The organism is Amorphus sp. 3PC139-8, from assembly GCF_040750475.1.
Taxonomy (GTDB): Bacteria; Pseudomonadota; Alphaproteobacteria; order Rhizobiales; family Amorphaceae; genus Amorphus.
The window spans coordinates 24,482-43,310 of the sequence record NZ_JABJVY010000030.1; the positions used below are offsets into that span (position 1 = coordinate 24,482).

Annotated in this window: 14 protein-coding genes; 9 read left to right on the plus strand and 5 right to left on the minus strand. The window is 62.4% G+C overall.

The window, feature by feature from the left end:
• Positions 1-858, minus strand: a complete 858-nt coding sequence (locus HNS03_RS21810; RefSeq protein ID WP_367198170.1) for a pyruvate, water dikinase regulatory protein — start codon at positions 856-858, stop codon at positions 1-3.
• Positions 859-1,282: 424 nt separating this feature from the next.
• Here HNS03_RS21810 and hemE point away from each other — a divergent pair, with 424 nt between their 5' ends.
• The 3 genes from hemE to rho all read left to right on the plus strand — a co-directional run bounded on the left by hemE (position 1,283) and on the right by rho (position 4,266).
• The gene (gene hemE / locus HNS03_RS21815; RefSeq protein ID WP_367198208.1) at positions 1,283-2,323 is read left to right on the plus strand and encodes a uroporphyrinogen decarboxylase; all 1,041 of its coding nucleotides are present in this window, start codon (positions 1,283-1,285) and stop codon (positions 2,321-2,323) included.
• Positions 2,324-2,362: 39 nt separating this feature from the next.
• On the plus strand, positions 2,363-2,794 hold the full coding sequence (gene hemJ, locus HNS03_RS21820; protein WP_367198171.1) for a protoporphyrinogen oxidase HemJ: 432 nt from the start codon (positions 2,363-2,365) through the stop codon (positions 2,792-2,794).
• Between the two features lie 206 nt (positions 2,795-3,000).
• Complete coding sequence (rho, locus tag HNS03_RS21825; RefSeq protein ID WP_367198172.1) at positions 3,001-4,266, plus strand: transcription termination factor Rho; 1,266 nt, start codon at positions 3,001-3,003, stop codon at positions 4,264-4,266.
• A gap of 283 nt (positions 4,267-4,549) precedes the next feature.
• Here rho and HNS03_RS21830 read toward each other — a convergent pair whose 3' ends face one another.
• Positions 4,550-6,565 (minus strand): thioredoxin domain-containing protein, encoded by a 2,016-nt coding sequence (locus HNS03_RS21830; protein WP_367198173.1) that lies wholly within the window; start codon positions 6,563-6,565, stop codon positions 4,550-4,552.
• A 77-nt stretch (positions 6,566-6,642) separates the two neighbouring features.
• Here HNS03_RS21830 and mnmE point away from each other — a divergent pair, with 77 nt between their 5' ends.
• From mnmE to HNS03_RS21855, 5 genes are all read left to right on the plus strand, one after another.
• Positions 6,643-7,965 carry a tRNA uridine-5-carboxymethylaminomethyl(34) synthesis GTPase MnmE gene (gene mnmE / locus HNS03_RS21835; RefSeq protein ID WP_367198174.1) on the plus strand — a complete coding sequence of 441 codons (1,323 nt, stop codon included), beginning with the start codon at positions 6,643-6,645 and terminating at the stop codon, positions 7,963-7,965.
• A gap of 216 nt (positions 7,966-8,181) precedes the next feature.
• Positions 8,182-10,050 (plus strand): tRNA uridine-5-carboxymethylaminomethyl(34) synthesis enzyme MnmG, encoded by a 1,869-nt coding sequence (gene mnmG, locus HNS03_RS21840; RefSeq protein ID WP_367198175.1) that lies wholly within the window; start codon positions 8,182-8,184, stop codon positions 10,048-10,050.
• Positions 10,047-10,712, plus strand: a complete 666-nt coding sequence (gene rsmG, locus HNS03_RS21845) for a 16S rRNA (guanine(527)-N(7))-methyltransferase RsmG (protein WP_367198176.1) — start codon at positions 10,047-10,049, stop codon at positions 10,710-10,712. Before mnmG ends, rsmG begins: the two co-directional genes overlap by 4 nt.
• Complete coding sequence (locus HNS03_RS21850) at positions 10,709-11,551, plus strand: ParA family protein (RefSeq protein WP_367198177.1); 843 nt, start codon at positions 10,709-10,711, stop codon at positions 11,549-11,551. Before rsmG ends, HNS03_RS21850 begins: the two co-directional genes overlap by 4 nt.
• 49 nt (positions 11,552-11,600) lie before the next feature.
• Positions 11,601-12,479: a ParB/RepB/Spo0J family partition protein gene (locus tag HNS03_RS21855; RefSeq protein WP_367198178.1), complete on the plus strand. Its 879-nt coding sequence runs from the start codon at positions 11,601-11,603 to the stop codon at positions 12,477-12,479.
• 1,201 nt (positions 12,480-13,680) lie between these two features.
• Here the strand turns inward: HNS03_RS21855 and holA are convergent.
• The 3 genes from holA to leuS form a co-directional block, all read right to left on the minus strand.
• Complete coding sequence (holA, locus tag HNS03_RS21860; protein ID WP_367198179.1) at positions 13,681-14,709, minus strand: DNA polymerase III subunit delta; 1,029 nt, start codon at positions 14,707-14,709, stop codon at positions 13,681-13,683.
• A 143-nt stretch (positions 14,710-14,852) separates the two neighbouring features.
• A complete protein-coding gene (locus tag HNS03_RS21865) occupies positions 14,853-15,419 on the minus strand; it encodes a hypothetical protein (RefSeq protein ID WP_367198180.1) in 567 nt (188 codons plus the stop codon).
• Positions 15,406-18,006 (minus strand): leucine--tRNA ligase, encoded by a 2,601-nt coding sequence (leuS, locus tag HNS03_RS21870; RefSeq protein ID WP_367198181.1) that lies wholly within the window; start codon positions 18,004-18,006, stop codon positions 15,406-15,408. The genes HNS03_RS21865 and leuS overlap by 14 nt, the downstream gene beginning before the upstream one ends.
• Positions 18,007-18,154: 148 nt before the next feature.
• On the opposite strand from leuS, the gene HNS03_RS21875 reads away from it, so the two are divergent.
• Entirely contained in the window at positions 18,155-18,829 is a 675-nt protein-coding gene (locus tag HNS03_RS21875; RefSeq protein ID WP_367198182.1) for a YggS family pyridoxal phosphate-dependent enzyme, read from the plus strand.

Genomic DNA, 18,829 nt, shown 5'->3' on the forward strand with positions numbered 1-18,829 from the left:
TCAGTATCTTCCTTCTTCGGTGATGCTCGAAGCATAGCGACGATCGTTCAACAGAGCCAGGATAGACGCGGCCGTCTCCTCGATGGAGCGTCGTGTCACATCGATGATCGGCCAGCCATTTTCCGCGCACAGCCGGCGCGTGTAGGCGATTTCGCGGGCCACGGCCTGGCGATCGACATAGTCGCCGCGCGCCGGTTTGATCGCATTGAGCGACAGCAATCGGTTTTCGCGCAAATGGACGATTCGCTCAGGCGTCGCAACCAGACCGACGACCAGTGGCCGCTTGGTGGAAAATAGATCGTTCGGCACCGGAAGATCCTGAACGATCGGAATGTTGGTCGCCTTCACCCCACGATTGGCAAGATAGATGCTCGTCGGGGTTTTGGACGTCCGGCTGACCCCGATGATGATGACATCGGCCTCTTCCAGATCGTCGGGAAGCGCGCCGTCGTCATGAGCCATCACGAAATTCAGCGCCTCGATGCGGCGAAAATAGTCCGCATCCAGCGAGTGCTGAGCGCCGACCCGCGAGATCGTCGGCACGTTGAGATAGGATTGCAGGACCCGAACCAGCGGACTCAGGACGTCGACGCAGGGAATGCTCATTTCGCGGCATTTGCGCAAGAGACGCTCGGAAATCGTCTGATCGACCAACGTGAACATGACGATGCCCGGATTGTCCTCCACCTCCGAGAGCACGCGGTTGAGCTGCCGGTCGGTCCGCACAAGCGGATAGACGTGCTCAATCGCTTCCACATTTTCATAGCGGGCGGTCGCGGCACGCGACACGGTCATCAGAGTCTCGCCGGTGGAGTCGGACACGAGATGCAAATGGAAGAAGGTAGGGACGTTTTCCACGCTCGCTTCTCGGTGGCTGTGGGCAAGTGTGCGCGAACGGTCGATTGGATCGATGCGGGCGCACATCGTCGCGGATGAGCACCTTTTCGTCCACCGATTTGTCCCCGGCCGCCGGCAGGAAGACGTCAGGAACAATTACGGGGAAGATTGGACCATCCCAAATCGTCCCCGATTTCTCCACCCTTTACCCACGGCCGAAGGCTCCGGTTAGGCCCACCTGAGAGCCACCGGTTCCGGAGCAGATTCCGAGAGTCAATCGGGATTCGATTCAGATACGGGGACGAAGCCCTTTCCGTCGACGCGCTGATCAAGTACGCCAGGGCGGATTGGCCGACCCGGTGCATTCCCGGCTATTCGACCATCTAACAATAGAAACAATTAATAGATTCCTAATTTCTCTATTAAGGGAGATGGAGAGGTGGACGTGGAAAAGGCCCGACCCTCGACCCGGTTCGTCAGGGCTCTGAAGGGAGAGCGCGCCTCCCCTCCTCCGATCTGGATGATGCGCCAAGCCGGGCGCTATCTCCCGGAATATCGGGAGATCCGAAGCCAGGCGGCGGGTTTCCTGGACTTCTGCTACACGCCGAAGCTCGCTTCGGAGGCGACCCTCCAGCCGATCCGTCGGTTCGGCTTCGATGCGGCGATCCTGTTCTCCGACATTCTGGTGATCCCCGACGCGCTTGGACAGGGAGTTCGTTTCGAAGAAGGGGTTGGTCCCCGTCTTGATCCGCTTCCTCTCGATCGGGTGTCGGATCTCGATCGATCCCGTCTCGCCGATCATTTGGCACCGGTCTATGAGGCGATTGAACGGACCCGGGCCGCTCTTCCCGACGAAACCTCGTTGATTGGGTTTGCCGGTGCGCCCTGGACGCTTGCGACCTATATGGTCGCGGGACGGACGAGCCCCGACCAGGCCCCGACCAGGCGGGCGGCCTTTGGCGATCCGGTGCGGTTCGACCGGCTGATCGATCTTCTGGCAGACGCCGTGGCTCAACACCTCGTGGCGCAGATCGACGCCGGCTGCGACGCGCTTCAGATTTTCGATAGCTGGGCCGGCGCGCTCGATACGCTAGCCTTCCCGCGCTGGAGCGAAAAACCGATTGCGCGCATCGTTGCGATGGTGCGCGACAAGCGGCCGGGCGTGCCGATCATCGTGTTTCCGCGCAATGCAGGAGATCGGCTGTTGGATTTTGCCGCCAAGGTACGCCCGGATGCCGTTGGGCTCGACTGGTCTGTCGGATTTGAGACGGGCAGGCGGCTGCAGAAGGCGGCGTGCGTGCAGGGCAATCTCGATCCCATGCGCCTCGTCGCCGGCGGTCCGGCCCTTGCCGAAGGCGTTGATACGATCCTGGAGGCCTTCCGCGATGGCCCGTTCGTGTTCAATCTCGGTCACGGCATCGTGCCGGAAACGCCGATCGCCCATGTCGAAGAGATGGTTCGGCGGGTTCGGCGCGGGATCGAATAGACGCATTTTCTCCATTCGGCGCACGGCGGGACCGAGACGATGGCAAGCACCTATCTCTGGCTGAAGGCGGGCCATATCCTGGCGGTGATCGCCTGGATGGCGGCGCTGCTCTATCTGCCACGCCTGATGGTCTATCACGTCGATGCCGAGCCCGGGTCCGTGCAGTCGGAGACCTTCAAAGTCATGGAACGCCGGCTCTTGCGCGGCATTATGACGCCATCGATGATCGCGACCTGGATTTTCGGGATCTGGGTGGCGACCGTGGCCGGATTCTGGACCAGCCCGTGGCTTCACCTGAAGCTCGTGTTCGTGATCGGATTGACGGCGATGCATGGCTTTTGCGCCCGCTGGGTGCGGGCTTTTGCGGAAGATCGCAACGTGCACAGCGGCCGTTTCTATCGGATCATGAATGAGGTTCCGGCGCTGGCCCTGATCTTCATCGTGCTTTTGGTCGTTTTGAAACCTTTTTGAGTTGCAGGCGCGTTTGCACCCTTGAAGCGACCGCACGAAGCGACTATTACTAAGGCTCTCCGAACATGCAGAGCTGCAGCCGGGCCCCAATCTGGCTGCGACAGCGGTCACGGCGTTTCGTAGTCCCTCCGCCCCTCCAATCTGCAGCCATCCTCCAAACCAAGACCATACGGCGCTGAAAGCGGCCGTTTCGCAAGGAATACCCCATGCGGGAGATGAAGCTCCAAGAGCTCAAGTCGAAATCTCCGCCTGAACTGATTGCCTTCGCTGAAGAGCTCGAAGTCGAGAACGCCAGCACGCTCCGCAAGCAGGAGCTGATGTTCGCAATTCTGAAGCAGTTGGCGGCCAGCGAAGTCGATATCATTGGGGAAGGCGTGGTCGAGGTGTTGCAGGACGGCTTCGGCTTCCTGCGGTCGTCCGATGCGAACTACTTGCCCGGGCCGGATGACATCTATGTCTCGCCGTCGCAGATCCGCCGCTTTTCGCTACGGACCGGCGATACGGTGGAGGGCCAGATCCGCAGCCCGAAGGAAGGGGAACGCTATTTCGCCCTTCTGAAGGTCAACACGATCAACTTCGCCGAGCCCGAGCAGGCGCGGCACAAGATCCACTTCGACAACCTGACGCCGCTGTATCCCGACAGCCGGTTCAACATGGAGATCGAGAACCCGACGGTGAAGGACATGTCCTCGCGGGTGATCGATCTGGTGGCACCGCTGGGCAAGGGGCAGCGCGCGCTGATCGTGGCGCCGCCCAGGACCGGTAAGACGGTTCTCCTGCAGAATATCGCCCACTCGATCACGTCCAATCACCCCGAATGCTATCTGATCGTGCTGTTGATCGACGAGCGTCCGGAAGAAGTGACGGACATGCAGCGCTCGGTGAACGGCGAGGTCGTATCGTCGACCTTCGACGAACCGGCGGCGCGTCATGTTCAGGTCGCGGAGATGGTGATCGAAAAAGCCAAGCGGCTCGTCGAGCACGGGCGTGACGTGGTCATCCTGCTCGATTCCATTACGCGTCTTGGTCGGGCCTACAACACTGTGGTGCCGTCCTCCGGCAAGGTGCTGACCGGTGGTGTCGACGCCAACGCGCTGCAGCGCCCGAAGCGCTTCTTTGGTGCCGCACGGAATATTGAAGAAGGTGGTTCGCTGACGATCATCGCGACCGCCCTGATCGATACCGGCAGCCGCATGGACGAAGTCATCTTCGAAGAGTTTAAGGGCACTGGCAACTCCGAAATCATTCTCGATCGGAAGATTTCCGACAAGCGTGTTTTCCCGTCCATCGACATCCAGCGCTCGGGTACCCGCAAGGAAGAGCTGCTCGTTCCGCCGGATAAGCTCAAGAAGACCTTTGTGCTTCGCCGTATTCTCAATCCGATGGGTACCGTCGATGCGATTGAGTTCCTAATGGATAAGCTTCGGCAGACGAAGAATAACAGCGAATTCTTCGATTCGATGAACACGTAAGATGGTTTCGGAAAGAAGAAAATAGATTCGGACATGGATTACTAAAAAAACGCCTGCCGATACTGTTCGGAAGGCGTTTTTGTTGGACCAGGTGCACGCAGAAAGACGTGTACTGCTTCCAGAAAGCGGATCCGAATCAGCCTGAATGGTCATTTATGTCTCGCCGATCTTTACGAAAAACGGATTCGCTGTTTTGACCGGCGCTTGATGGGACATGTTCAACCCCGGAATCCGGCGCCATGTCTTATCGCTCGGATTGGATAACATCCGAGCGAAAAAGGCTCTACGAGCTGCCGCGGAGCAGACGTTCCAGATCGGCGGCGGTTGTGAGCGGTAGCGAACACTCACTCGCACTGCAGATATAGGCGGTTGGTTTGCCTTCGAGGGCCGTCTTGCCCGCTGCGGGATGATCAGCAGAGAGATCGTCTGTCGATCGAAGCAGGCTGATGATCACATTTGGATCGGGATTTCGCCTTGCCGCGTGGACCAGATCCGAAGGATCCGATTCGTTCGGCGCGACGATCACGATCGAAATCGGACGAAGTCGGAAATCGAGGCCGTTGAAGAGGCTGGCGGTGGCGAAAATATTCTCCACCATTGCACCGGAAAAGGCCGACAGGAGCGCATCTGCCCTGTCCCGATAGTGAGTGTTGCCGGTGCGCATCCAGAGTTCGACGAGCGCGCGGAGCGCCAATCCGTTGGCATTTGGAACCGCTTCGTCAGCCGGGCTTTTCGGCCGGAGGATCAAGGCTTCCGCATCGTCCGCTGTCCAGAAATAGCCGCCCGCTTCGTCATCCCAATAGTGACGGTCGAGCGCGGCCATCCAGCGTTCGGCATCGGCGAGATGAGTGGGATCACCGCCGGCCTGATAGAGTGCGAGGGCGGCGATGGCCATAGCGGCGTGATCGGTCGCAAGACCCGGAAAAACCAGGCGTCCGGCGCGATAGGAGTGGCCGAGCCGGTTGTCGCGACCCATCGTTCCACCCACGGCCTCATAGGCCTGGACGGCGCGAGCGAGCCAATCGGGCTGGTTCATGGCGCTTGCCGCCCGCGCCAGCGCGGCGATGGCAAGGCCGTTCCAATCGGCCAGAACTTTGTCGTCGCGTCCTGGACGAACCCGCTGTGCCCGCCGCTCCAAGAGAGCTTCCCGCTCGGCGGCCAGGCGCCCTTCGGTTTCCGCCTCGAGATAGTCGACCGCGGACAGCCGGTTGAGGATCGTCTTGCCTTCCCAGTTTCCACCCTCCGACACATCGTAGATCGAGCCGAAGAAGTCGGCGCTTTCTTGACCCAAGGTGTCTTCGATCTCGGCCTTGGTCCAGACGTAGAAGCGTCCTTCTTCACCCTCGCTGTCGGCATCCAGGCTCGACGCGAAAGCGCGGTCTTCCGTGGTCATTTCACGATTGAGAAATTCGATCGTTTCGCTGATGCGCGCGGCAAACAGCGGATCGCGCGTATCCAGCCAGGCGCGCACAAGAAGGTCCAGAAGGAGTGCGTTGTCATAGAGCATCTTTTCGAAATGCGGGACCAGCCAGCGCTGATCGACCGAATAGCGAGCGAATCCGCCAGCCAAATGATCGTAAATGCCGCCCTGGGAGATTTGGCGAAGCGCGAGCAGCACGGCCTGTCGCGCTGCGTCATTTCCCGTGCGGCAATAGAGCCGCCACAGCATGTCGAAGAGCATCGCGTTTGGAAATTTCGGGGCGCCCTGGGTTCCGCCGTTGACCGGATCGAGAATGGTGAAAAGCTGGTTGGCGGCCTGATCGAGAAGATCCGGCGATAAGGCTGGACCTGCGCCCGGTTTGGCGTTCAGCCGTTGGCGAAGCGCGTCCCGGTTGGTTTCGATCGTGGCGGTCTCCGTGCGGAAGGTCTCCGAAATGGCCTCCAACACCTGGACGAAGCCGGGCCGCCCATATTTCGGTGTCTTGGGGAAATAAGTTCCGCCCCAGAATGGGTCTCCGTCCGGTGTCAGGAACATGGTGAGCGGCCATCCGCCCTGCTCGCCAATCGCGTGCAGGGCTGACATATAGATCTGATCGATATCGGGACGTTCTTCGCGATCCACCTTGATGTTGATGAAGTTGCGGTTCATCACGCTGGCGACGTCCGGATCCTCGAAGCTTTCATGGGCCATGACATGGCACCAATGGCAGGCAGCGTAACCCACGGACAGAAGGATCGGCTTTCCGGCCGCTTTCGCTTCCGCAAGCGCCTCCGGCGACCAGGGGCGCCAATGAACCGGATTGTCGGCGTGCTGAAGCAGGTAGGGACTGGTCTCGTGTCGAAGCTGGTTGTCGCTCATCGGGGGCCTCGCGGGGCTCGGGGTCGCGATCGCGTCTCAGGGAGAGATCTAAGGGCTCAGAGCGTCGGAGCCAAATCATGAGCGAGACGGAGACGATCGTAGCCCTGTCATCGGGGGCGCTTCCGGCGGGAATCGCCGTGGTGCGGGCGAGCGGACCTGCGGCATTGGACTTGGCGAAAAAGGTCGCAGGCGTTGCGAGCGGCGATCGACGCGCGCGGCTGCGGATCTTTCGCGATCCGGATACCGGGGAGGAGATCGATCGCGGGATTTTGCTAAGCTTTTCCGGCCCGGACACCGTAACCGGCGAGGATCTGGCGGAGTTCCACTGCCATGGCGGACCGGCTGTGGTCAAAGCGCTGCTTAGGATCCTGGTGGCGCGACCAGGCGTGCGGCTGGCGGAAGCCGGGGAATTCACCCGGCGGGGTTTCCTCAACGGCAAGCTCGATCTGGCAGCGGTCGAAGGGCTGGGCGATCTGATTGTGGCGGAAACGGAAAGCCAGCGGCGCCAAGCGGTTCGACAAGCCGGCGGCTTTCTGAGCGGTCGGGTGGACGCTTGGCGCGCACGCCTAGTGGCGGCGTTGGCTGCGATCGAGAGTGGTTTGGACTTTGCCGACGAAGACGATGTTCCCGACGACGTAGAGACCGGAGCGCTGGCCGATATCGGGGCGCTGGCGGACGAGATCGGAATGGAGCTGGTCGATGGAGAACGCGGAGAGCGTTTGCGGACCGGTTTGGAAGTTGCGATTGTGGGTCCTCCTAATGCCGGAAAGTCTAGCCTTTTGAATGCGTTAGCGAGGCGTGAGGTGGCAATTGTGACGCCGATTGCCGGCACGACGCGCGATGTGCTGGAGGTCGATCTGGACCTGAATGGCTATCCCGTCCGGCTGCTGGATACCGCAGGTTTGCGGGATAGCGACGACGTAGTCGAGATCGAAGGGATCCGGCGGGCGCGCCAACGGGCATCGGGGGCGGATGTGGTGTTGGCGCTGTATCCGCCGTCGGAGGCCGGCGTTTCACATGAAACCTTCTCCGGTCACGATTGCGTTTTGAAGGTGGGCACGAAATCGGATCTCGGGTCGGGATCGAGCGCTGACGGCGTCGATCTACGGATTTCGGTCGTGACATCTCACGGGCTGGACGATTTGTTCGCGCGGCTGGGCCGGATTGCCGAAGACCGTCTATCGGGCGGCGAACAAGCGTTGGTGACCAGGGAGCGCCATCGCCATGCGTTGATGGAAGCGGAGAGGGAGCTTTGGGCGACGTTGGCAGAGGAGTTGCCGAGCGAGGCGCGGGCCGAGCACCTCCGCCGGGCCGCATTTGCGTTCGGCAGGTTGACGGGGCGCATCGATGCGGAAGAAGTGTTGGGCGCGGTTTTTTCGAGTTTCTGCATCGGAAAATAGGTGTCGGCGATAAGCAGGCGACCAAGCGGCGTTGTTTCACGTGAAACGCGTCCGGCTTTGACCCCGCCATTCCGGCGCGCTAAATAGGATAAAGAAAAAGGGCCGGCCGATGCCCGCGCAGATTGGCGCGCTTTACCGACTTCGGGCCGCAGCCAAGCGTAATTTTCAACGATTGATCGCGGGAATGGCCGGTTCGGCCAAGGGATCCAGTTTGCAATGACGAGTAGCTTCGATGTCATCGTGATCGGCGGAGGGCATGCCGGCTGCGAAGCGGCGGCTGCGGCGGCGCGCGTCGGAGCGCAAACCGCGCTTCTGACGCTCTCTCGCGAGACCATCGGCGTGATGTCCTGCAATCCGGCGATCGGTGGGCTGGGCAAGGGCCATCTGGTGCGCGAAATCGATGCGCTGGACGGGATCATGGCGCGAGCTGCGGATGCGGCAGGCATCCAGTTTCGGGTCTTGAACCGACGCAAGGGGCCGGCCGTGCAAGGACCGCGCGCCCAGGCCGATCGGGCACTCTACAAGCGAGCGGTCTCCGATCTTCTGGCCGAGCAGGCACGTTTGACCATCGTCGAAGGCGAGGCGTTCGACCTGGCGATCGAAGAGGATCGTGTCGCCGGGGTGGTCTTGGCTGATGGGCGACGGCTGACGGCCGGCGCGGTGGTCCTCACCACCGGAACTTTTTTGAATGGGCTCATCCATATCGGCGAACGGCGGATTCCAGCGGGTCGGATGGGCGAGGCACCGTCGACCGGGTTGTCTAAGACGCTTGCCGGCGCTGGCTTTCGGATCGGGCGTCTCAAGACGGGAACACCGCCGCGCTTGAATGGCCGCACGATCGCGTGGGATCGCCTGACCGTGCAGGAGGGCGACGATCCGCCGGTCCCCTTCTCTGCGCTGACCGATTGGATCACGACGCCGCAGATCGTCTGCCACATCACGCGCACGACGCCGGCGACCCATCAGGTGATCCGGGACAATCTTGCGCGCTCGGCGATGTATTCCGGGTCGATCGACAGCGTCGGGCCACGCTATTGCCCTTCGATCGAGGACAAGATCGTGCGGTTCGGCGACCGGGACGGACACCAGATTTTCCTTGAGCCGGAAGGACTTGCGGATTCCACGGTCTATCCGAACGGGATTTCGACCTCGCTGCCGGAAGACGTTCAGCACGCCCTGCTGGCGACGATTCCGGGGCTCGAACATGTCGAAATGGTTCGGCCCGGCTACGCGATCGAATATGATCACGTTGATCCGACGGAGTTGAAGCCCACGCTTGAGACCAAGCGGCTCGCCGGATTGTTCTTGGCGGGGCAGATCAATGGAACCACCGGATATGAGGAAGCCGGGGCCCAGGGGCTGATGGCCGGCCTCAATGCGGCGCAATGTGCCGATGGGCGCGACGGCGTCGTGATTGGGCGCGAGCAGGCCTATCTCGGTGTGATGATCGATGATCTGGTCACCCGGGGTGTGTCTGAGCCCTATCGGATGTTCACGTCGCGGGCGGAATATCGGTTGAGCCTACGGGCGGACAATGCGGACTTGCGGCTGACCGCGCTTGGTGAAGATCTCGGGCTTGTTGGGAATGTTCGCGCGCGCGTGTTCGCAGGCCGACGGGAGAAGTTGGAGGCTGGGCGCGCGCTTTTAGAGGGTCTAAGTCTGACGTCGTCTGCCGCGGCCGTGCGAGGGTTCAAGGTCAATCAGGACGGTCGCCGGCGGTCGGCGTTTGAGCTTCTGCGCCTTCCGGGTGTGACGGTGGAAGCGCTTGCCGGACTCTGGCCGGAAATCAGGGCGATTGAGCCGGCGATCCTGGACAGTCTGGTGGTTGATGCCACCTATGCGGCCTATCTGGACCGTCAAGCGGCGGATATTGCGGCGTTACGGGACGGCGAGGCGCGGAACCTGCCGACGGATCTCGATTATAGCGCGCTTCCGGGTTTGTCGGCGGAGTTGCGGGAAAAGCTGGAGCGGATCCGGCCTCAATCGCTGGGCCAGGCCGGGCGGATCGACGGGATGACCCCAGCGGCGCTCGCCTTGCTTGCGGCGTACAGCAAGCGGGCGGGCTTTCGCCGGAGCGCGGCATGAGCGGGTCGGCTGTGGACGGCCCGGAGCTGGTTCGTGATGCCCTACCCGCCGTTTCACGTGAAACACTCGACCGGTTCGCCACTCATGTCGAGCTTCTGAATAAGTGGCAGCGGGTGAAAAATCTGGTGTCGCCTGCAAGTCTCGATCATGTCTGGCAGCGCCACGTCTTCGACAGCGCGCAACTCTTGCGGCTCTGCCCGGATGCGCGACGGATCGTCGATCTCGGCAGTGGCGCCGGATTTCCGGGCCTGGTTCTGGCGGCGATGCTCGCCGAAACGCCTGGTGCCCGCGTCGATCTGGTGGAAAGCAATGCCCGCAAGGCCGCATTCCTGCGCGCCGTGGCATCCGCCTCCAAGTTGCCGGCGGTGGTCCACGCCGGGCGGCTCGAGGTCGTTGCGCCGGGGCTTTCGCCGCCGGTCGATTTGGTCACGGCCCGGGCCTTGGCGTCGTTGAGCGAGCTGATCGACCCGCTCCGGCCGCTTTTGGCCCACGGCGGCGTCGCGCTTCTCCACAAAGGTGCAGAATTCGAGGCGGAGATTGCGGAAGCGCGTACCCGTTGTGCGCTCGATCTGGTAATACATGAAAGCCTGTCCGATCCAGCGGGGCGGATTCTGGAAATCCGCGGGATCGGCGAATTGGCCGAGACACGGGACGCATCATGAGCGATTTGCCGACGTCGCCGCGGGTTTTGTCCGTCGCCAACCAGAAGGGGGGCGTTGGCAAGACCACGACCGCGATCAATCTCGGAACGGCCTTGGCCGCGATCGGTGAGGACGTTCTGGTCGTCGATCTCGACCCCCAGGGCAACGCGTCCACCGGTCTCGGTATCGACCGGAAGGCCCGAGCTCGATCGATTTACGATGTGCTGGTCGGCGAGGCGAACTTGCCGGAAGTGATCGTTCCGACCGCGGTGCCGCGTCTGTCGATCGCGTCGTCGACGCTGGATCTTTTGGGTCTCGATCTGGAAATCGGCTCGGAGGCGGATCGCGCGCAACGGCTGCGCAACGCGATTTTCGGGCTTGCGGACGCCTATGAAGCCGGCGATTCCCGCGCAGGTCCGTTCACCTATGTCCTGGCCGACTGCCCGCCGTCGCTGACGTTGTTGACGATCAATGCCCTGGCGGCTTCGCATGCGGTGGTGGTGCCGCTGCAGTGCGAATTCTTTGCGCTGGAAGGACTGAGTCAGCTTCTGCGAACGGTGGAACAGGTGCGCAGCGGGCTCAATCGCGAGTTGTCGATCCACGGTATCGTGTTAACCATGTTCGATGCTCGCAACAATCTGGCGAACCAGGTGGTGCAGGACGTCCGAGACACCATGGGCGATACGGTTTACGAGACCGTGATTCCGCGCAACGTTCGATTGTCCGAGGCGCCCTCCTACGGAAAGCCGGCGCTGCTTTACGATCTGAAGTGTCCCGGCAGCCAAGCCTATCTGCGGCTGGCGTCCGAAGTGATCCAGCGCGAGCGGCAGATGCGGGCGAGCCAGGCCGCCCCAGTTTGATGTCAGTGGGTTGAGTTGGGGTCAAGCGTATTGCAGGTGGACCGTACCTATGGCTGACGAGGCGTCGCGCAAGCGGCTCGGACGAGGATTGGCCGCCCTGTTGGGCGATGTGGAGCCCGAAAGGGTTAACGAGGAAGACACGCGCGGGTTGCGCAAGGTCCCGATCGATCTGCTGGTGCCCAATCCGCGCAATCCGCGCAAAACGTTCGAAGAAAGCGATCTGTCGGACCTGTCGGCCTCGATTCGCGATCGCGGTGTCGTTCAGCCGATCCTGGTGCGGCGACAGCCGGGGTCGGAGGATGTCTTCGAGATCATCGCGGGCGAACGGCGTTGGCGGGCAGCCCAGAAAGCCGGGCTCCATGACGTTCCGGTGGTGGTGCGCGACGTCGACGACCGCGAGGCGCTCGAACTCGCGATCATCGAGAACGTGCAGCGCGCGGACCTGAACGCCATCGAGGAAGCGAACGGCTACGATCGACTGATGGCGGAGTTCTCCTATACCCAGGCGGAACTCGGTTCGGTGATCGGAAAGAGTCGCAGCCATGTAGCGAACACACTGCGACTGTTGAAGCTTTCCGACAAGGCGCGCGGCTACGTTGTCAATGGAAGCCTCTCAGCGGGACATGCGCGGGCCCTTCTGACCGCCGACGATCCCGATACCCTAGCGGAACGGATTGTGAAGGACGGATTGTCCGTTCGCGACGCGGAAGCCCTCGCCTCTCAAAAAGTGCGAGAGGCCGTGTCGACGGTTGCGCGCGAGACGGCAAAGGACGCCGACACTCGGGCGCTGGAGCGACGCCTGTCAGATGCGCTCGGTCTGAAGGTCTCGATTGTGCACCGGCCGACCGGATCCGGAGAACTGCGCGTGCGATATGGCACGCTCGAGCAACTCGACGACGTGATCCGGCGGTTGGAATCCGATGACTAGAGTATTTCCCGTTCAGAGTGATTCAGTCTGAACGAAAGGAAATTGCTCACGTCCTTGAATCTGGAGCCATTTCTATTCGATCGGGTGTTTCCACCTGGTCGGAAAAGGCCTAGTCCGTCGTGACGATTTAGCGATCGTCTGCGGTAGAGATCCAAATCGGGTCTGGACAAGGAAACAGCGTAGGGACGTGCAGGCCACTTTTGACGCCTTTCGGAGCGATTTAAGCCTCGTTCGGGACCGCGCGCCAACGCACCGGTTGGGCGGCGTCTTCTGTCGTTGACTGTGTTCAGCGTACCGATCCTCCCTGCTCCTGGAACCGACACATTGGTGCTGCGGTATTGACGGCCGTTCGATCATCGCAACAGCCTCGATCGGTCCGGCTTTTCTTTTCAGCCCAATGAGATGTGGCCGGCGCATGTTGTGTCGCGCGCGCGGCGGTCTCGCCCCGACCTGACTGAGCGAGCTTAAAGAGTGAGCTAAGCCGACTGCCGAAGGGCAGTCCGATCGAAGTGGGTTGTCATTTCGAGCGGGGACATGGATAGGCGTCCGGCGGCCCCTAGAGCCATTCAGCTGTTCACGGAATTGCTGAACGGCTCTAACCTTTTGTTTCGACACATTTCCGGACGGCCAACCGGTTTCCACTGGGCCTGGAAATGCTCTAAGGACTCGAATAGGTGGACTTCGCAATACGCTGAAAATTCCCCGAGCCAACGAAATTAGCCGGGTAAAGACGTCAGTTTAGCCGGCAACAGAATATCGTAAACCGTCTAAAGGCGAAACGTTTTAGCCTCGGATTTCGCCGGAAAACCGCCAAAATTGGAGCTATGGCGCGCGGGTGACCACGGCGCACAAGGGCACGCTCGAAAATGGTTGCGCTTACGTAAAATACACTATGCCGCAAAGCGTCGGCCAAAGCGAATCATCGATCGCGCGTTCGCGATGCGGCACCCTTTTCTCGCTCCAAGAGCGGAAGCGGAGGGCTGTAGCTGTCGGCAATGAGGCCGACGGGTTCGATGGGCGTGGTCGGATGCGTCGCCGCAGCGCCAGCCGGCTTCCGACCACAATCAAAAAGCTATAGCGACAGTGCAGCGGTCCGTTCGGCCATCTGGGGCTATTCCGCTTCGTCGCAGGTGCGCGCCTGGAGCCCCCAGCATGGCGCTCTGCAAATAGCTGGTATTGGTTTGGTCTGGTGCTTTTCCGATTACCGGGAACGCCGCGCCGACTGGGCCAACGCCAACAGCGTATCGGTCACCAGATCGAGGGCCAGATGCGGCGTTTTGCGGGTGCCGAGCACGGTCTCGCTCAACCGATGTTGGGCGCGGACCAGATGCCCGCTCGACCAGGATCGTAGCATCGTTTTGATGGTCGGCTTGCGGCGGAAGAAAATCCGCGGCTGCGCGGCGTCGACCACCGTATCGGCCGACATGCCCTGATCGACCTGCGCCCGCATCCGATGCAGCATCTGGGCGAGCCGCAAAGCGGACCCGGCGGTAACCGAGGGATGGGTGCCAGCGGAATCCAGGCGTTTCAGACGTCGGACGGCCGCCGCGCCGTCGCCGAGGAAAGCAGCGTCGACCGCTTCCTCGATCGAAAGCGCGGAACTGTCACCAACCACGGCAACGATATGGTCGAGGCGGACCGCTCCGTCGCCATGGGCGTAGAGGCAGAGTTTCGCGATTTCGGAGCGGGTGCTCGCCCGATCGGCGCCGAGCAGCGCATGCAGTGCTTCGCGGGCCTCATCGGTGACGGTCAACTCGTAGCGGGCGGCCTCGTCGGCCAGCAGACGATCGATGTCCCTGACCCCGTCCGCATAGCAGGGTACAGCCAAGGCCGCGTCGTGCTTTTCCACGGCCTTGCGCAACGGAGAGGTGGGCTTCAGGTTGCCGGCTTCGATCACGATGAAGGCGTCCGTTGGCGGATCGTCCAAAAGCGGTTCGACCGCCGGCAGCAGATTGCGCGTTCCGGCATCGCGTACCCAGACGATCCGAGGGCCACCGAAGAGCGCAACGGTTCGCGCCTCGTCACTGAGGCGACCGGGATCGGACGACAGGCTGTCACCATCGAGCCGCACGACACCGAACGGGTCGCCGTCAGCGGAGGCCCGCTTGACGAGATCGGCGGCGCGTTCTGAGGCGAGACCGTGGTCCGGTCCATAGACAAGCACGACCGGCGGAAGTCGACTTGCCTCGGCAAGCCTGCGATCGACCTCGTGCGCTTTGACCACAGCCATGGTGTTTCGGCCTTCTGCCCCGATCGTGACTACGGCTTAGGTCAAGGACCCATTCCTCGTCGCTCAGATAGAATATCTAAGCGGAAAAGGCATCTAGAAGCCGCGCTTGAGGCGATCGGATCAAGCGACGGCGAAAGCGCCTGCTATTTGCTTTCCGCGACGGCGAAATAGGCCGCGAGGCGATTGCCGACGTCCTGGGCCACGGCCTTGGCCACACGATTTTCCGCATCGATTTGCGCGCGTGTGTTGGCGAAGCGCTGGCTGGAGTAGTCATAGGTCGCCGACGCGAAACTCGTTCCCGTAAGCAAGGTCAGCCCGGTCGCCCGTTCGGACAGAATGAAATCGATGCTGAGATCGAGCGACACCGCGCTGGGCTCGTCGATCTGGACCGGGACCGCGAGCGAGGCGCTGCGCGACGACGCAGTGTAGGCCAGATCGTAGAGCGCCGGATCGGGTTCACCGCCGCCATAAAGGCGGAACATCAGCTCCTTACGAAACTGCTGAAGCTTCCGGTCGGAGGCACTTGCGATTGCGACGCTCCGGAGCTTGTCCTGAACGCTGGACTCCCCCTGTATAGACAGGTCGGCATAAAGCGGACGCACCTGACAACCGGCCAGCGAGGCCGCGCCCAGGGAAAGGGCAATTGCCAGCGCGGTGCGTGCGGCGCGGGACCGACCGCGGACTCGGGCCAACGTCTCAGGCGACGACATTCACGATCCTTTGCGGTACGACGATGACCTTCTTCGGAGCAGCACCGCCAAGGTGCTTGCGGACGTCCTCCAGCGCAAGCACGGCGGCTTCGATATCGTCGCTGGAAGCGTCGCGATCGACGACGATTTCCGCGCGCTTCTTGCCGTTGATCTGGACCGGAAGGGTGACCGTGCTGTCGACCAGCATCGCCGGATTTACGGTCGGCCAGTCGGTTTCCGCGACAAGGCCGCGATTGCCGAGCAGCGACCAGCACTCTTCCGCCAGATGCGGCATCATCGGAGCGATCATCACCACCAGATAGCGCAGCGCGCGCTTCAGCGCCGGTGCGATGGCCGGGTCGGAGGCTCCCTGCGGGATCACGCGCTGAAGGGTGTTGGTGTATTCGTAGATGCGCGCGACGGCCCGGTTGAAGCCGAGGTCCTCGATGTCGCGCTCGACCGCGTGCAGCGTGCGGTGCATCGCCTTGGTGAGCGCTTCCGCTTCGCTGCCGCTGCCGTCGCCTTCCTTAACGGTCCGCAGGTCGGCGGCGACGTCCTGGATCATCCGCCAGGTACGCTGCACGAAGCGGTGGGCGCCTTCGACGCCGGCTTCGGTCCACTGCATGTCGCGTTCCGGCGGAGTGTCGGACAGCATGAACCAGCGGGCCGTGTCGGCGCCGTACTCGCTGATGATCGCGGTCGGGTCGACGACGTTCTTCTTCGACTTCGACATCGATTCGATCGGGCCGATCGAGACCGGGTCTCCGGTCTGCGCGTGCACAGCCACCCCGTCGCGCAGGACCACTTCTTCGGGGAAAAGCCACCCGCCCTTGGCGTCCTTGTAGGTCTCGTGGGTGACCATGCCCTGCGTGAACAGGCCGGCGAACGGCTCTTCCAGGCGGATATGCCCGGTTACCTTCATCGCCCGCACGAAGAAGCGGGAGTAGAGCAGGTGCAGGATCGCGTGCTCCACGCCGCCGATATATTGGTCGACCGGCAGCCAGTGATCGACGGCGTCAAGCTCGGTAGGGGCGGTCGCCCGCGGCGCGGTGAAGCGCGCGAAATACCAGGACGAATCCACGAAGGTGTCCATGGTGTCCGTCTCGCGACGGGCCGGCGCGCCGCATTCGGGGCAGTCGACCTTGGTCCAGGTCGGATGGCGATCGAGCGGATTGCCGGGCCGGTCGAACGAGACGTCGGCGGGCAGTTCCACGGGCAGGTCGCGCTGGGGCACCGGCACCGTGCCGCACCGCTCGCAATGGATCATGGGGATCGGACAGCCCCAGTAGCGTTGGCGCGAAATGCCCCAATCGCGCAGGCGATAGTTCACCTGGCGTTCGGCTTGCGGCGTGCCGCGAAGCGCATGGTGCTCCAGCCGGCTGGCGACGATGTCCTTCGCATCCTCGATTGAAAGGCCGTCCAGAAAGCTGGAATTGTAGATGGTGCCCGGGCCGGTATACGCCTCATCGCCGATCGCGAAGGTGTTCGGGTCGGTGTGGGGCGGCAGCACGACGGGCTTCACCGGGAGCCGGTAGGCGCGCGCGAAGTCCAGGTCGCGCTGGTCGTGCGCCGGGCAGCCGAAGATCGCGCCGGTACCGTAGTCCATCAGGATGAAATTGGCGACGTAGATCGGAAGTGTCGTTTCCGCATGGAACGGATGACGGGCCCGAAGGCCGAGTTCGTAGCCCTTCTTCTCCGCCGTCTCGATGGCGACCGCGCTGGTTCCGAGCCTGCGGCATTCGTCCACGAAGGCCTTGAGTTCCGGGTCGCGCTCGGCCGCGGCCAACGCCAGCGGATGGTCCGCCGCAACGGCGAGGAAGCTGGCGCCGAACAAGGTGTCGGGCCGGGTGGTGAAAACCTCAAGCTCGTTGGAGCCGTGCGGCGCCGTGCCGGTGAGCTCGAAGCGCAAGCGCAGCCCCTCCGAGCGGCCGATCCAATTCTTCTGCATCAGCCGGACCTTTTCCGGCCAGCGCGGAAGATGGTCCAGTGCGGCCAGCAGCTCTTCGCTGAAATCGGAGATGCGGAAGAACCACTGGGTCAGCTCGCGCTGCTCCACCGGCGCGCCGGATCGCCAGCCCTTGCCGTCGATCACCTGCTCGTTGGCAAGCACGGTCTGATCGACGGGGTCCCAGTTCACCTTCGCGGTCTTCCGGGAGACGAGGCCAGCCTTGTAGAAATCCAGAAACAGCCGCTGCTGCTGATGGTAGTAGTCGACGTCGCAGGTCGCGATCTCGCGCTCCCAGTCGATCGCCAGGCCCATCTGCTTCAGCTGGCCGCGCATGTAGGCGATGTTGGAATAGGTCCACTCGCGAGGATGGACCTTGTTTTGCATCGCCGCGTTTTCCGCCGGCATGCCGAACGCGTCCCACCCCATCGGATGCAGGACGTTGAAACCTTTCGCCCGCTTGTAGCGCGCCACCACGTCGCCCATGGTGTAGTTGCGGACGTGGCCCATGTGGATGCGCCCCGACGGATAGGGGAACATCTCGAGCACGTAATATTTTGGGCGGGCATCATGGGTGCGGGTGCGAAAGACGCCCTCCCGCTCCCATTCTCCCTGCCAACGCGCTTCGATTTCGCGGGCGTGGTAACGCTCCGGTGTGCTCATTGACGGATTTCGCTCGTGTCTTGGGCCGATCGGCGGTTGCCAGACAGTCAGCAAAAATCCACCCCCCGGTCAACTGGAACCGGCCTTCGCCCCTTGCTAAGGAAGGCCGGTTAGGGAACACGAGGACGGCTCCAGGATGAACGGTGGCATGTCGGATCGGCTGGCGCGGGTGCGGGCGGACATCGCACAGGCGGAGCGGGAGGCCGGCCGAGCGGCCGGATCGGTGACGCTGATTGCGGTCTCCAAGACCTTCCCGGCTGACGCCGCCGAAGCGCTGATCGATGCGGGCCAGACCGTTTTCGGCGAAAATCGGGTCCAGGAAGCAAAAGCCAAGTGGCCGGCTTTGAAAGAGCGCCATCCGGAGGTCGCCCTGCACCTGATCGGACCGCTGCAATCGAACAAGGCGCGCGAGGCGGTTGCCCTGTTCGATGCGATCCACACGGTCGACCGGGAAAAGATCGCTGCGGCGCTTTCCTCTGAAATCGCGCGCCAGGGCCGGTCGCCGGAACTTTTCGTTCAGGTGAACACCGGCGAGGAACCTCAGAAGGCAGGCATTCCGCCGAAGGAAGCCGTCGACTTCGTCTCCCGTTGCCGCAGTGCGCACGGCCTGTCGATTGCCGGCTTGATGTGCATCCCGCCGGTGGAAGAGGCGCCGGGGCCGCATTTCGCGCTGCTGCGCAAGCTGGCGGAAGAAGCGGGCGTCGATGGACTGTCCATGGGCATGTCGGCGGACTACGCCACCGCAGTCGCCTTCGGCGCGACCCATGTGCGGGTCGGGTCGGCGCTGTTCGACGGTCGCAGCTATCCCGAACAAGGTGCGTGA

Coding starts and splice junctions, on each gene's coding strand:
- hemJ (WP_367198171.1), top strand. CDS start 2,363: ATGGCAAGCACCTATCTCTGGCTGAAGGCGGGCCATATCCTGGCGGTG.
- rho (WP_367198172.1), top strand. CDS start 3,001: ATGCGGGAGATGAAGCTCCAAGAGCTCAAGTCGAAATCTCCGCCTGAA.
- HNS03_RS21830 (WP_367198173.1), bottom strand. CDS start 6,565: ATGAGCGACAACCAGCTTCGACACGAGACCAGTCCCTACCTGCTTCAG.
- mnmE (WP_367198174.1), top strand. CDS start 6,643: ATGAGCGAGACGGAGACGATCGTAGCCCTGTCATCGGGGGCGCTTCCG.
- mnmG (WP_367198175.1), top strand. CDS start 8,182: ATGACGAGTAGCTTCGATGTCATCGTGATCGGCGGAGGGCATGCCGGC.
- rsmG (WP_367198176.1), top strand. CDS start 10,047: ATGAGCGGGTCGGCTGTGGACGGCCCGGAGCTGGTTCGTGATGCCCTA.
- HNS03_RS21850 (WP_367198177.1), top strand. CDS start 10,709: ATGAGCGATTTGCCGACGTCGCCGCGGGTTTTGTCCGTCGCCAACCAG.
- HNS03_RS21855 (WP_367198178.1), top strand. CDS start 11,601: ATGGCTGACGAGGCGTCGCGCAAGCGGCTCGGACGAGGATTGGCCGCC.
- holA (WP_367198179.1), bottom strand. CDS start 14,709: ATGGCTGTGGTCAAAGCGCACGAGGTCGATCGCAGGCTTGCCGAGGCA.
- HNS03_RS21865 (WP_367198180.1), bottom strand. CDS start 15,419: ATGTCGTCGCCTGAGACGTTGGCCCGAGTCCGCGGTCGGTCCCGCGCC.
- leuS (WP_367198181.1), bottom strand. CDS start 18,006: ATGAGCACACCGGAGCGTTACCACGCCCGCGAAATCGAAGCGCGTTGG.
- HNS03_RS21875 (WP_367198182.1), top strand. CDS start 18,155: ATGTCGGATCGGCTGGCGCGGGTGCGGGCGGACATCGCACAGGCGGAG.